We start from the raw sequence: 15651 nt of genomic DNA, 5'->3' as shown, positions 1-15651 counted from the left end.
GTGTCCTGTATTTGATTATTGTTGATTTAAAATTCTATTTTAATTCCATTGCCTGTAAATTTAATATTATTATTCCACTTATGCAATATATATCCAACAGAAAATCCTATTAATCCACCTGCTATTACATCTGAACTCCAATGACGATCTTTATAAACTCTAGCTAATGAAACAGATGCTGGAATAATATATATCCATTTACTATATTCTTCTGCATAAGGAGTAAATATTGCCCAAGCTACAGTACTATGTCCTGATGGAAAAGCCCAATAATCTGTTCCAAAATTTAAAATTGATTTAAATTCAAAAGCACCTTTATCCATATATGGTCTAGCTCTTCCTAATAACATTTTAACTCCTAATGTTAAAGTTCCTGCAACTGTTAGTGATTCTATTGAGGTAAAACTTGTTTTTCTTAATTTTTCATCCTGTGTTAAAATAGAACTTCCATAGGTTCCCATTAATAAAAGAATTGCGTAATCCCCACCAAAAATATTCATTGTTTCAAAATAGTTATCCGAAAAACTATTTTTATTTTTTTTCACCACTCTTCTAATTGTTTCATCCAAAAGAAAACTTCCAGCTAAAACACCACCACTTGTATATACTAATTTTTTATCTAATTTCAAATTAATACTCTTCAGCTTATTATAATCATAATTAACCATTTTTTTTTCATAATTAAATTCATAACTAAACATATGTGTAAAAAGTAATAAAAATATTAAACTAACTGTTTTTTTCATTTTTTTAATTCCCCTCTTTTTTATTTTATTCAATTTATACTTTTTTATTAAATAAAGGCGGACTATTGTCCACCCTTATCATTTTTATCAATATTCAAACTTTTAACACCTTCATTAAAACAGTCGCCAATCCAAAATATATTAATATTCCTCCAACATCATTAGCAGTTGTTATAAACGGACCTGAAGCAACTGCAGGATCTATTTTAAATTTCTCAAATGTTAATGGTATTATTGATCCAAACCAAGCAGCCCAAGTCATTGCTACAAACAATGAAAAAGATATTATGAAACTTAATAAAATATTCCCTTGCCATAAATATGAAATTATTCCTACTAAGACTCCTGATATTATTCCCACTATTACTCCAGCTACAGTTTCTTTCCAAATATGTTTTAATAATTTACTTTTTTCATCTTCTCCAAGTGCTATTTTTCTAACCATCATAGCAGATGACTGACTTCCCGAATTTCCACCCATTGCCATTATAAGCGGTATAAAAAATGCTAAAGCAACTATTTTATTTAATGCGTATCCAAATTCTTGCATAATAGTCGCTGATATAAGTTCTCCAAAAAGACTTACCATTAACCATGGGAATCTTATTTTTACAGATGAAATAATGTTATTTTTTTCGCTTTCATTTTCTGTAAGACCTGCCATAGCATATAAATCTTCTGTTGCTTCCTCTTCCATAACGTCTATAATATCATCTACTGTTATTATTCCAATTAATTTATTTCCTTCATCTACAACTGGTACAGCAAAAAGATCATACTTCGAAAAAATTGAAGCTACATCTTCTTGGTCAGTTTCTACATTAACTGATATTAAATTTTTCTTCATAATTTTATCAATTACAATATCCCCATTATTTATAATGATATCTCTTAAAGAAACAACACCTTTTAACTTATTTGATTTATCTATTATGTAAATATAATAAATAAGTTCTGCATCTTCCCCTTTTCTTTTTAACTGAGCAATTACCTCTTTTATTTTAACTCCAGTAAAAACAGTGAAATACTCTGTAGTCATAAGACCACCTGCACTATCACTTTCATGTTTCACTAATTTTTTTACCTCTTCCCGATCTTCATCATCCATTAATTTCATCAAATGTTTCACTTCTTCTTCTGAAACTTCTCCAAATATATCAGCAATATCATCATTTGACATATTTTCCAATACTTCTTTTAATCTGTGATTTTCTAAAAGAGTAATCATCTCTTCTTGATATTCAGAATTTATTTCAGTTATTAAAATTGCAACATCTTCTACATCCATATTTTCATAAATCATTTTTCTATCTACAATATCTAATTTTTCTAATATATCTGCAATATCTGGTACATGCATTGTTCCTAAAAGCTCTTTTAATTTTTTATAATTTTCATTTTTCACAAATTCTTTTATAAGTTTTATCAATATTATACTCTTCATCATATTATCACCTCACATTTTATTCTATAATATATCCCATCTCCTTTAAAAATGGTTTCTTTTTTCTCCATTTATCTTTTACTTTAACCCATAAATTTAAATATATACCTCTTTCTAATACTTGTTCTATATCTTTTCTAGCTTCTATCCCTATTTTTTTTAACATTTTACCTTTATTCCCAATTATTATGCCTTTTTGAGAATCTCTTTCTACATAAATATTTATATTATAACAATCCTTTCCATTCTCTCTACGCTTTACATCTGTAATCTCAATTGCTACACTATGCGGAATTTCTTCTCTAGTATTCCAAAGTATTTTTTCTCTTACTATCTCTGTAATAACTTTATACATTGGCATATCTGTATACATATCTTCTGGATAATACATAACTCCATCTTCTAAATATTTTTTTATTCCTTTTAGAAATTCATCTACATTTATTCCATATTCTCCGGAAATTGTATATATTTCATTAAATTTCCCAAGTTTCTCTTTTATTTCTATTTTTTTCTTCTCAATATCCTCATCTGTCAAATCATCTATTTTATTAATTACAGCTACTCTAGGAGTACCTCCAGCTTCTTCTATTCTTTCACGTACAAACTTATCTCCTTTTCCAATTTCCGCTTTTCCATCAATAACCATAACTATTAAATCTACCTCTTTTAATGTATCAATAGCAGTTTTAGTCATATACTCACCTAATAAATGTTGCGGCTTATGTATACCAGGCGTATCTACAAATATATACTGTGTATCAGTTTTGGTTAAAATACCTTTTATTCTATCTCTTGTCGTTTGTGCTTTACTTGAAACTATTGCAACTTTTTCTTTTACAATCCAATTCATTAATGTTGATTTCCCAACATTTGGACGTCCTACTAACGCTATAAATCCTGACCTCATTTTTCCTCCTAAAATTATATTTCCAATTAGTCAATTGCATAACTCTGCAACCCTTATTTTTATTGAGTTAAATTAATATGTTTTTTGACTATCCCACCGCTTCACTATATTTATATCTTTTTAACCACAAATATATTCAAATTACCTCGAATACAGTATTTTTCCTAATTCGTTTACACTCGTTTCATTCGTGGTTTCAATCTTTTTCCTTTTTATTTTTGCAACTATCTATTATATTTTCAATAAATCAATTAAAAATTTTGCTACTCCATCTTCATCATTTGATACTGTTATATTATCAACCTTACTTTTTAATTCTTCCGGAGCATTTTCCATTGCAACTCCAATTCCAACTAAATTAATCATTTCCAAATCATTAAATCCATCTCCAAAAGCTACTGTTTTTTGTGGATCAATTCCTTCTTTTTCTAAAATTTTTATTAACGTATCTCCTTTTGATACATTTTCATTTAAAATTTCTAAAAAATATGGTTTTGAAAAAGCTTTATAAATTTTTTTGTCAAACTCTTTTTCTAACATACTATCTATTTCTAATAATTCTTTATTTTCTCCAACATACATACCTTTTGTTATTTTCAATTCTTTTATTTTATCAAAATTAACTAAATGTGATCTTAATCCTGAACTTTTTTCATATCTTTCTAGTTCTCCACCAGTACATTCTACATACCACTTTTCATCACTAAATAAGTTTAAATGTACTTCTTTTTCTCTAGATATCTCTATTAATCTATTCACAACAGAATTTTTTAATGGTATTTCAAATATTTTTTCATCTGTTTTCCCATCTACAGCCATTGCTCCATTATAACAAATTACAGGAGTATCTATTTTCAATTCTTCTTTATATCTATATAAAGATTTATATAATCTACCTGTTGCAATATATAATTTTATTCCTTTTTTTCTTACTTTAAATAAAGTTTTTTTAGTAAAATCACTTATTTCGTGATTGGAATTTAATAATGTCCCATCTAAATCTATAGCAACCGCTTCTATTTTCATAAATATCTCCTTCTATCTAAGATTGATTTTAATTTATATATTAGTCTCTAAAAAATAATCGATTTTTTTTAATATCAAATCATTATATCATATCTATATCAATATTTCTATAAATTTAAAATTTTTATTTTGATTTATAAAACAAAAAAATCGGAAAATATTCCGATTTTTTTGTTTAAATTACTATAAAAAATTTAATCTATTATTTATTATTCCCATACGAATCTAAAACTTTTACCCAATCCGTTTGACCAAATTTTGATGCTGTTTTGTATTCTTCTAATACAGAATTTGTATCTATTTCATCATTCTTATTAAATCCACTTATTTGGGTAGCATAACCCGATAAAAAAACTCCAATATAATTTCCTGTATTTTTTTGGCTCAATATTACATCCTTATCATTATATAGATTTAAAAATATTGACATTCCAGTACTATATCTTTCTATATCTGACATTATATCATTATCTTCTCCATCTTGGTCCCCAACATAATATACATATTTTTTATATGTAATTAAAAAATCATCTATTTTATTTTTTAACTCTAATGGACAATTTGAAGATTTTTCTATTTTTTCCAATAAATTTCCTAAATCAATATAACTTGTTGGTAAAAAATCAATTGATCCATTTCCTAAATATTTTTCATTTTCATCATATATCCACAAATCTCCAGAACCATAACTAGTTAAACCAAAATCAAACTTATTACTACTTTCTACTAAATTAAAATTAGCATCTACATTAAAATTCTGATTTATATAATTTATAACTTTTTCTTTTAGTTCATCTGCAATTTGTTTTAGTAATCCTGTATTTTCGCTTAATATCAACGATATATCATTTAACTTATTAACTAATCCTTCTACTTCTTTTTCATCATACGCTGAAAAAACTACACTGTTTTTAAAATTTTCATATTGAGATCCACCAATTTTATAGCTATTTAAATTTATTATCGCTATATCTTTAGAAACCTCTTTTAAATCACTTCCACTATTTGATACGCTTTCTATAATCTCTTTATATGCTCCACCTCTTCCAGGTGTTAATTCTGGAGAACCAACTATATAGTTACTAACATCTTTTAATTGATATCCAACTTCAATGCTTCCCATTAAACAAGCATCAAAATATAAAATATCGACCTTCTTTATTTTACTATTTTTTATCGCTCTTTCTAATTCCCACAAATCTAAACTATCTCCATCAGAACTATCATCATATCCTATTGCTCTTGTATTATTCTCATTTCCAAATTTATCATCCCACCATCCAGAACCGTGACCCCAGACATCTAAAATATATGTCATTCCATTGGTATTATCAAAAACAAAATTAATAAACCCCTTTAATGATTCCTCATCGCCTGTATTCACTTCTGATAAAGTTTTTTTCTTTATTAACTCATTTCCCTCTTTATGATAAATTCCTTCACTATATCCGCTTTCACTATATTTTGTATCTATATAAACATAAACATCTATATTGTTTTTATCTATTATGCTACTTTTTATCTCCTCAAGATCTCTTGTCACATCATCACTGCTACTACTATAATAATTGTTTCCATTATCATCTGTCTCTTCGCCGTTTAAATTACTATCTCCTGTTAGATAAACCATAAAAACTTTTTTATTTTTTCCATCAGCTTTTATAATTATTTTATTGCTATCCTTACTTTCAAATTTTGCTTGAACAACATAGTCTCCAACTTCTGAGGTTTTAAATATATTATTAGATATTTTTTTTCCATTAATATATATATCAGCTTTATTTTCATCTAAATCTTCATCATTTTTATTATAAAACTTAACATTAAATGTCACCTCTTCTATTCCATCTGCTCTAATATTTGATTTATTTGATGATATAACTATTTTCGATACCTCTGTTATCTTATTGCTTTTACAACCTCCTAAAATCATCATAACTATTACTAATAAAATATAAATTTTGTTTTTCACTTTACTCCTCCTATTTTTTTATTTTTATGATATATCCAGAAATTAACATAATAAAAGACACAGGCAGAATTGAGAACCTGTGTCTTTTATTATAAAAAGAGATTTAAGAAGAAATGGAATAATTGGATTATACTCTTTTCATTCTCCTATGTCAAACCAGTTTTTTGGCCTGAACAGATACTATTCCGACCTATAAAGATACTTTTGCTGCCTAAACAGATACTATTCCGGCTTGAAACCACAAATTTAATTTTTTTTAAAAAATTATTCCGCCACCTATTACTAAATTTTTATCATAAAAAACTATATGCTGTCCTCTACTATTTTCAGCATTTTCACTTTCATATATTAAAAATAATCTTCCTCCTTCTTTTTTCAATTTAGCTATATGACCTTTACTTGAAAATCTAGGTCTTGCAATAACAGCTTTTCCATCTATCTCATTTTCAGATAAATATATGAATTTATAATTAATCACTTCTACCTCTTTTTTAAATAATTTCTCAAATTTCCCAACGATAATCTCGTTTTTATCTGGCAAAATATCTATTATAAAATATGGCTTCCCTAAATTTAGTCCCAAGTTTCTCCTTTGCCCAATTGTATACAATTGATATCCATTATGTTCTCCTAATATTTCTCCATTTTCATCTTTAATATTTCCCTTTGATATTTCATTCTTTAAATTATTTTCTAAAAATTTATAATATCCTTCTGGAGCAAAACATATCCCCTGACTATCTTTTTTATTATAAGTTATCAAATTATTATTTTTTGCAATTTCTCTAATCTCATCTTTTTTATAATTTTCAAGTGGAAACTTGCAATATTTCAATTGCTCGCTTGAAAGTCTGTATAACATATAAGTTTGGTCTTTTTTTTCATCTACACCTTTTTCTAATACATATTTGTTCTGTTTTTCTAAATATTTCACTTTAGAGTAATGACCACTGGCAATATAATCAGCTCCTATACTTTTCGCAAATTCCAATAATTTCCCAAATTTTATTTTTTCATTACACATTATACAAGGTGAAGGTGTGTTACCTAATCTATATTCCGTTATAAAATAATCAATCACTTCTTTTTGAAAATCATTTTTAAAATTAACTGTATAATGAGGTATGTCAAGTTTATCACATATTCTTTTAGCATCATACACATCTTCTAATGAACAACATACTTTTTCTTTACTTTCCAAACCTGAATTTTCCCATAATTTTATTGTTACTCCTATAACTTCATAACCTTGTTCTTTTAATAAAAATGCTGCTACACTGCTATCAACACCGCCACTCATTCCTATTACTATTTTTTCGTTTTTGATCATCCAATTTTCACTCCTATATATACATACACAACATAGCTTATTAATAATAATATCCCTGTTCCTATCCCTAATTTAGATTTTCTTAATTTTGATAAAATATATACCAAAATTATAATAGAAATTCCATAAATGGAATCAAAATATGGAGCTCTATCTGGTACTAAATTATTAAAAAGAGAAGATATCCCTAAAACTGTTAATATATTAAATATATTTGAGCCGATAATATTACCAACCATCATATCTGCACTTCCTTTTTTTGCAGCAATTATCGAAGTAACTAATTCTGGAAGCGATGTCCCAAGTGCTACAATTGTTGCTCCAATTAATACTTGAGAAACTCCAAGTTTTTTTGCTATTGCAACAGCATTACTAACTGTTAATTCTCCTCCTATAGAAAGAATTACTAACCCTATTCCAGTAAATATAATTATATCTCTCCAGCTACTTTCATTTTTTTCTATCTCTTCAAGTTCACTTAAAATTTGTTTTTCCATATCTTTATTAGATTTAGACAATGCAAAAAGATAAGACACAAATATTGTCAAAAATCCTAATAATACAAATCCATCATATTTCGTTATTGTCCCACTATTATTTCTTAACATTGCCAATAATGACATTGATATTACTAATAAAAATGGTATTTCATATTTTAATGTTGATATTCCAATTGTTATTGTTGCCAAAACCAATGATATCCCCATTACTAATGATATATTAGCAATATTGCTCCCTAAAACATTACTTATAGCAATTCCGCCATCTCCTCTAACTGAAGCTAATATGCTAACTACTAATTCTGGTGCACTTGTTCCAGCCGATACCAATGTTAATCCTATTATTAATTCTGGTATACTTAATTTTCTAGAAATTTTTACAGAACCATCAACAAGTAAATCAGCACCTTTTATTAATAAAATAAAACCAATTACTAATAAAATTATATTAACCATTTTTATTACCTCTTTTCTCTATCTCCATTTTAACACCTAAATTCCAACAAACCCCACAATTTGTACAGCCTTCTCTACAATCTTTTGTTAATGCTTTATTTTTTGCTTTTTCTAGTTCTGTTTTAAAATATTCTTTTTCTATTCCTGCATCTATTAAATCCCAAGAAAATTTGTCATCTAAACTTTTTTCTTTAAAATAATCATTTTCATTTATCCCTAACTCACTTATTGCTTCTTTCCAAGCCTCGAAATTAAAATGCTCTTTCCATCCATCAAATTTAGCCCCTTTTTCCCAAGCTAATTTTATTAAATCCCCTATTTTTTCATCTCCTCTTGATAAAAAGCCTTCAAGATAAGATAGCTCTCTTCTATGTATTTTCAATTTTAATTTTTTCTCTTTATAAAATGCTCCCCTTAATATATTATGTTTCCTAATCATCTCTTCTATTCCCATTTGTTCCATCCCTTGAAATGGTGTATGAGATTTAGGTACATAATTCGAAACACTTACAGTGATTTCTATATCTCTTCTTATTTTTAGACCTTCTAACAACACTCTTTTAGTTAAATTATATATCTCTTTTACATCTTCATCTGTTTCAAATGGCAATCCTATCATAAAATAAAACTTTATGTGTCTCCATCCTGCTTGAAATGCTCCTTTTGCAGTTTCTATAATATCTTCTTCATTAATCCCTTTATTTATTACATCTCTCATTCTTTGAGACCCTGCTTCTGGTGCGAATGTAAATCCAGTTTTTCTAACTTGTTCTATTTTCTTTGCTAAATTTAACGAAAATTTATCTATTCTTAAAGAAGGAAGTGCTACTGCTAAATTTTCATCTTTATATTCTTCTTGTAATTTATCAACTAATCCTTCTATTTGTGTATAATCACTACTGCTTAACGAAGATAACGAAACTTCTCCAAACCCTGTTTTATCCAAACAATTTTTTATTAAATTAAAATTATTCTCCAAACTTCTTTCTCTAACTGATCTATAAATCATTCCCGCTTGACAAAATCTACATCCTCTTGTACAACCTCTTTGAATCTCCACACTTAATCTATGATGTACAGTTCTAATATATGGTACAAGCCATTTCTCTGGAAAATATGAATTATTTAAATCTTTAACTACTCTTTTTTTTATTTTTCCACCATTATAAAATTTAGGAACGTAAACTCCTTCTATTTTAGATAGTGCTTCTAATTTTTCATCTTTTGTTTTTCCTTTTAATTTCTTCATTAGATTTGCTATTTCTACAGAGACATCCTCTCCTTCTCCAACTGCAAAAACATCAATGAATTTTTCTAAAACTTTTGGATTATATGAGCCAGTTCCACCTGCTAATATAATCGGGTCTGCTTCTCCTCTTTTTTCTCTTTCAATCTCTATTTGAGATAAATTTATTATATTTAAAACATTTGTGTATGTCATTTCATATGATAATGAAAATGCTATAATATCAAAATCTTTTAATGCCGTTTTACTTTCTAATGAGAACATAGGAACACTGTTTTCTCTCATAACTTTTTCCATATCTATATTAGGAGCAAATGCTCTTTCTAAATAAACTCCTTTTTGTTCATTTAATAAAAAATATAATATTTGTATTCCTATACTTGACATCCCTATTTCATATAAATCAGGATATATTAAGCACATATGAAAATCATAATCATCTTTGTATGCTACATTTAATTCATTTCCAAGATATTGTGCTGGTTTTTCTGCTTTTAATAAATATTTTTCTATGTTTACCATTATTAGTCTCTCCTTCGATTTCTCTATTTATTAATACATTTTATCATACTTTTAAGAGAATATTCAATCAATTTATTTTAATTTTTAATTAGTTTTTATATTGCTTGAGAATTTTGTATGTTTTTTTAGTCAAGCATAAAAAAGAATCTACAAAAAATGTAGATTCTTTAAGTTGTTTTATCCAATAATAAAAATATCTGAATTCGGTAATCTGTCACTTTTACTACTGTTTATTTCTCTTGTTGTAGGAACTAAATTCCATAATTCATCATTAGAAACTTTTATATTATTCATTCACTTTACTCCAATTACAACATTATTTTTTAATTGTTTTTTCTAAAATTATTCTTTCTAAAAAGCCTCCACGTTTGTTCTTTTTATCTTTTTTAATATCAATTATTTTTTGTTCATCTAATTTATATACCTTTGATAACGTTTCTAAAACTTCTAAAATATCCGCCATTTCTTCTTCACAAGGTTTTTCTACAAACTCTTCTAACTCCTCGGAAACTTTTTCAATTAATTTTTCAATATATTCTTTTTCTTCTGCAATATGAACCTTATATTCAACTCCGCTTTTTTCTATTATTTTAGGTATATTATCCCTTATTAATTTATTATATATAATTTCTAAACTCATCTATATTCTCCTCTTTTTTAGGGGTAGTGTCAAATAAAGTTGCCTTTTTAAGTCACTATCCTTTACATTCATTATATTTGCACGTTATATTTGACTCCTTATCCAAAATGACTATTTAATGCTAAATTTTATTTCTATACAATAATTTCTAATGTAATTTTAAATACTTTTCAGACCTCATCCCCAACCCTTCTCCCAATGTCGTCAAGTTAACGATAATTTATAATTTTATATCGGGTTTGCCAACGGCAAAACCCCTACATTATAAAATAAATTAATACTGTAGGGGCTTGCCGTTGGCAAGCCCAGTTCTTAGCTTGATGACATTGACCCTGCTCAAGGACGTAAAACAACAAACCAAATATCCACGCTATAGTTTTCTCCTAAGTTAGGAGAAAACGACAACAAGAAATGAGGTCTGTCAAAATAAATTATCATCAAAATTTACATTATAGCTTTCATAAACTTTTGAAACCACCTATCACTAGCAATTGTTATTTATCACTTATTGTCTATTTCCCATACCCATTAGGATTTTTAGATTGCCAATTCCAGCTATCTTTACACATCTCTTCTATCCCTTTTTCTGCTTTCCAATTTAATTCTTTTTCTGCTTTTTCAGGATCTGCATAACATTTAGCAATATCTCCAGCTCTTCTCTCAATAATCTTATACGGTATTTTTTTATTACAAGCTTTTTCAAAAGCGGATATCATCTCTAAAACAGTTGTCCCTTTTCCTGTTCCTAAATTATAAGTTACAATACCTGGCTTCCCTTCTAATTTTTCCAAAGCTTTTAAATGTCCCTTAGCCAAATCTACAACATGAATATAATCTCTTACACCTGTCCCATCTATTGTAGGATAATCATTCCCAAATACCCTTACCTCTTTTAATTTCCCAACTGCTACTTGTGCAATATAAGGCAATAAATTATTTGGAATTCCATTTGGATCTTCTCCAATTTTTCCACTTTTATGTGCTCCAATTGGATTAAAATATCTTAAAATCGCTATATTAAAAGATTTTTCTGCTACATATAAATCCTGTAATATCTCCTCTATCATAAGTTTTGTTCTACCATATGGATTAGTTGCGTGTAATGAAAAATCCTCTGTTATTGGAACCCTTTCAGGATCACCATATACTGTTGCCGATGAACTAAATACTAAATTTTTGACATTATATTTTTGCATAATTTCACATAATATTAAAGTAGTTGTTATGTTATTATGATAATATCTAAGTGGAATTTCTACTGATTCTCCTACAGCTTTTAAACCTGCAAAATGGATTACGCCATCTATTTTATTTTCTTTAAAAATTCTTTCTGTTTTTTCATAATCCAATATATCTACTTCATAAAATTTAAAATCTTTTCCTGTAATTTCTTTTACTCTATTTAATGATTCCATTTTACTATTGCTAAAATTATCAGCTACAATAACATCATATCCTGCATTTAATAACTCTACACAAGTGTGACTTCCTATATATCCTGCTCCACCTGTTACTAAACATGTTTTTTTCATTTTATTCATCCTCCAATTTTTGTTTTTTCTCTTCATTCAATCTATTTATCCCTAATCCTGCTCCTAATAATACCCAAAATACCGGTGCAACTGATACCAAACTATCATTAAAAGTTGCTGTTACTAAGTATGCAAAAATTGCTACTGCTATTGCTCCACCAGATATAATTTCAAATTCATTTAGGTTTCTCTTTAAATATATATTTAAGCTCTGATATATATATCCTATTACTAAAACTAAAAATGCTATCAATGATAAAACTCCTGTATTTATTGCTATTTGCAAATACATATCATGCGGTTTATCCACTACTTCATAAATTGTTCCAAATGCTTTTAATTTTCCTATATAATCATTTTGAGGAAAATATATTGCAAATGTATCAGGTCCAAATCCTAAAAACAGAGTTTTTTTAAGAAGTGGTATACTTCTTGACCAAATATAAAATCTCATACTCCCAGCTTTTTCTTTTCCATCAAAAAACTTTATTCTATCTATATTGTGAAAAGTATCCAATTTACCTTTTGAATTAATTAATTTAAATCCATTTTTCATATAAATAAAATTTAATTTCATACCATTAAAATATAGAGTAAATATATTATTTTCTGATAATTTAACTTTATATTTACTATATTTTTCATTTTTAAAAATTATAACTTTATCTTTATTTTCATCTTTTATAATTTTATACTCCAAAACATTATTAATAGTATCATAAAATTTAATTTTCTCTTTATCTATTTCCATTATAAACGTTTCTTTTTTAGTTCTTATTTCTATCCTATTTTTCTTCATAACTATATCTTTAAGAGCAACATTACTTCCTTCTACTACTTGTTTTGCTGCACTTCCTAATGAGGCTATTTTTGCTAATAACGGTCCAGAACTATACTCTGCTTTTATTGTATATAAATTCATTAAAAGTGCTATAACTATATATGAAACTACTAATCCTAAAATCAACATCCATTTTTTTAAAAGTTTTTTTCTAAAAATTATAATTAACAATATTAATCCTGCAGTTCCTCCAACCATTCCAGCTCTTGAACGACATCCTATCCAATTTGAGTACATAAGCAGATTAAATATTATTATTATACTTAGTTTAACTTTATTTTTAGTATATATTACTGCAATTATACTTAATAAAAATAGCATTGACATATAACTTCCAACATAATTTGTATTATAAAGAGTTGCATAAATTGTGCCTGGGGCAAAAGTAAATTTTAAACTATCCGCCAACTTCTCCCAGTCAGGAGGTAATATCCATAATTTGCCTTGATACGTTCTAAATATATCCATTCCAAAAAATTGAAATATTCCAATAAGAGACATTATAAATGCACCAATTCCTAAAGCAAAAAATATCAATTTTATATCAAATTTATTTTTTATCAAATTAAAAGTTATAAATGTTAAAAAAAGATAACATATTAATACAAATGCTCCTTCATATCTATCTACAAATCCATAAAGAGATATAATTTTGTATTTAGAAACCATAGAAGAAAGGCTTATTAATATTCCATATGCCAATAAAGGTATGTAGAAATTAGATTTTTTTATTCTTTTTACAAAATAACTTGAACCAAGAGATATAACCGTTAATACATATATCCATATAACTTTATAATATGAAAAGAAATCCCAATTTCTTGGTTCTCCTGTCCAAAAGTCATGCCTTGCACCTGTTAATTTAACTACTTTCAAAAATACTATTAACGGAACTATTGCTAATATAATTAATATTGGTAATAATTTTATAATACTTTGAGTATTTTCTTTCTTTTCATCAGCTGCTTTAATAATATCACTCTTATTCTTTTTCATTACTATATTCTCTCCTTGTATTCAATTTTATTTTTTTCAAACTCTTTTATTAATTTATCAGAACCTATTCCACATCCTATTATTGACCTCATTGCATCATCTATTGATACATCCAAAATTGTAACTCTATCTTTTGGCAAATGAAATATATTCCCTGATGTTGGATTTAATGCTGCTGGTACAAATACTGTTACCATATTGTCTGTCTCATCAGTTATAAAGCATGTTGAATAAGCTCCTTTTGAATATACATCTGCTAATGCTACTTTTGAAAATGGCGTTTCTTCTCCTTGAAATATCTGTTTTATTGTTTCATTCACTACATTATATCCAGGTATTTTTTTTAATATTCTATTTTCTATTCTTTCTCTAAAAATTTCTCCTATACTTGTCTGAACTATTATACCTATTATTAAACAAACTGCTAATATTAATGTTATTGTTATAATAACCGAAAAACTTGTCTGTATTTTTGAAGTTTTTGAAATAGTTGTTGCCAATGGTAATACTAAATTATATATTGAATTATATGCAAATTTAAAAACAAATATTATTATTCCTATTGGTAAAAACACTAAAAATCCACTTATAATATTATTTTTTAAAAATTTTGTTAACTTTTTCATTATTTCTCCTCACTTTTTCATTTTTTTGACTTTCTAGTCTCTCTAGCATTGCTTCATAAATATCATTCTTTACATTAGATACTCCAATAGAAATTTCAATTCTATTCCCTCCATGAAAATCAGAGCCTCCGCTGGCAATTAACCCTCTCTCTTTTGCTATTCTACTATAATATGCAATATCTATAGATGAAAAACTTGGATAATATATTTCTAATCCATCTAGCCCCACTTCTTGCAATATATCTAATAATTCCAAGGTTCTTTTTTCTCCTAATGATATTAATTTGGGATGTGCTACAAATGCTAATCCACCATTATCTTTTATTAACTTTACTGCTCTTGCTGGGGATAAATTTTCTTTTGGAATATAAGCTCCTTTTCCACTTCCTATATAATTAATAAAAGCCTCTTTTCTACTTCTTATATAACCTTTTTTATACATTGCTCCTGCTATATGAGTTCTGCTTATAAGATTTCCTTTTACTTCTTCTAGTACATCTTCCATTGTTATATTTATTCCATATCTTTTTAATTTTTCTAACATTAATTCTGTTCTTTTTTCTCTTTCTTCTCCTAATAATTTTATTTCTTTTAAAAAAGCCTCATCTTCAATATTTAAAAAATACCCTAGTATATGAACTTCTTTTCCATAATAATCTGTTGAAAATTCTATTCCATTTATAAATGTTATCCCTAACTCTTCAGCTTTTTTTCTCCCTTCTTTTAACCCTTCTACTGTGTCATGGTCCGTTATTGCCATAACCTCTATGTTTTTTTCTTTGCATAATTCTACAACTTCCTCTGGAGTATAAGTTCCATCAGAACATGTAGTATGAATATGTAAATCAATCATTTTTTAACTTC

General features: G+C 26.9%; 13 protein-coding genes. All 13 read right to left on the bottom strand.

The window, feature by feature from the left end; genetic code table 11:
• Nucleotides 1–26: 26 nt before the first annotated feature.
• Nucleotides 27–746 carry a phosphatase PAP2 family protein gene (locus RDY08_RS03500; protein ID WP_307905040.1) on the bottom strand — a complete coding sequence of 240 codons (720 nt, stop codon included), beginning with the start codon at nucleotides 744–746 and terminating at the stop codon, nucleotides 27–29.
• A 94-nt stretch (nucleotides 747–840) separates the two neighbouring features.
• Entirely contained in the window at nucleotides 841–2193 is a 1353-nt protein-coding gene (mgtE, locus tag RDY08_RS03495; protein ID WP_307905039.1) for a magnesium transporter, read from the bottom strand.
• Nucleotides 2194–2209: 16 nt separating this feature from the next.
• A complete protein-coding gene (era, locus tag RDY08_RS03490) occupies nucleotides 2210–3100 on the bottom strand; it encodes a GTPase Era (RefSeq protein WP_307905038.1) in 891 nt (296 codons plus the stop codon).
• Between the two features lie 231 nt (nucleotides 3101–3331).
• Entirely contained in the window at nucleotides 3332–4126 is a 795-nt protein-coding gene (locus RDY08_RS03485; protein WP_307905037.1) for a Cof-type HAD-IIB family hydrolase, read from the bottom strand.
• A 202-nt stretch (nucleotides 4127–4328) separates the two neighbouring features.
• Nucleotides 4329–6098 (bottom strand): clostripain-related cysteine peptidase, encoded by a 1770-nt coding sequence (locus tag RDY08_RS03480; protein ID WP_307905036.1) that lies wholly within the window; start codon nucleotides 6096–6098, stop codon nucleotides 4329–4331.
• A 256-nt stretch (nucleotides 6099–6354) separates the two neighbouring features.
• Nucleotides 6355–7428 (bottom strand): tRNA 2-thiouridine(34) synthase MnmA, encoded by a 1074-nt coding sequence (mnmA, locus tag RDY08_RS03475; RefSeq protein ID WP_307905035.1) that lies wholly within the window; start codon nucleotides 7426–7428, stop codon nucleotides 6355–6357.
• Nucleotides 7425–8384: a calcium/sodium antiporter gene (locus RDY08_RS03470; RefSeq protein WP_307905034.1), complete on the bottom strand. Its 960-nt coding sequence runs from the start codon at nucleotides 8382–8384 to the stop codon at nucleotides 7425–7427. Before RDY08_RS03470 ends, mnmA begins: the two co-directional genes overlap by 4 nt.
• Nucleotides 8377–10152, bottom strand: a complete 1776-nt coding sequence (locus RDY08_RS03465; RefSeq protein WP_307905033.1) for a TIGR03960 family B12-binding radical SAM protein — start codon at nucleotides 10150–10152, stop codon at nucleotides 8377–8379. The genes RDY08_RS03470 and RDY08_RS03465 overlap by 8 nt, the downstream gene beginning before the upstream one ends.
• A gap of 316 nt (nucleotides 10153–10468) precedes the next feature.
• Nucleotides 10469–10792: a nucleoside triphosphate pyrophosphohydrolase gene (locus RDY08_RS03460; protein WP_307905032.1), complete on the bottom strand. Its 324-nt coding sequence runs from the start codon at nucleotides 10790–10792 to the stop codon at nucleotides 10469–10471.
• A gap of 512 nt (nucleotides 10793–11304) precedes the next feature.
• The gene (gene galE / locus RDY08_RS03455) at nucleotides 11305–12324 is read right to left on the bottom strand and encodes a UDP-glucose 4-epimerase GalE (protein ID WP_307905031.1); all 1020 of its coding nucleotides are present in this window, start codon (nucleotides 12322–12324) and stop codon (nucleotides 11305–11307) included.
• Between the two features lies 1 nt (nucleotide 12325).
• The gene (locus RDY08_RS03450; protein WP_307905030.1) at nucleotides 12326–14161 is read right to left on the bottom strand and encodes an O-antigen ligase family protein; all 1836 of its coding nucleotides are present in this window, start codon (nucleotides 14159–14161) and stop codon (nucleotides 12326–12328) included.
• A gap of 2 nt (nucleotides 14162–14163) precedes the next feature.
• Nucleotides 14164–14787 carry a DUF502 domain-containing protein gene (locus tag RDY08_RS03445; protein ID WP_307905029.1) on the bottom strand — a complete coding sequence of 208 codons (624 nt, stop codon included), beginning with the start codon at nucleotides 14785–14787 and terminating at the stop codon, nucleotides 14164–14166.
• Nucleotides 14756–15640 (bottom strand): PHP domain-containing protein, encoded by an 885-nt coding sequence (locus RDY08_RS03440; RefSeq protein WP_307905028.1) that lies wholly within the window; start codon nucleotides 15638–15640, stop codon nucleotides 14756–14758. The genes RDY08_RS03445 and RDY08_RS03440 overlap by 32 nt, the downstream gene beginning before the upstream one ends.
• Nucleotides 15641–15651 lie beyond the last annotated feature (11 nt).

This window comes from Haliovirga abyssi, from assembly GCF_030295325.1.
In the GTDB taxonomy this organism is placed as follows: Bacteria; Fusobacteriota; Fusobacteriia; order Fusobacteriales; family Haliovirgaceae; genus Haliovirga; species Haliovirga abyssi.
The sequence above is the reverse complement of the archived record's forward strand: the minus strand, read 5'-3'. Positions and strand labels throughout refer to the sequence as shown.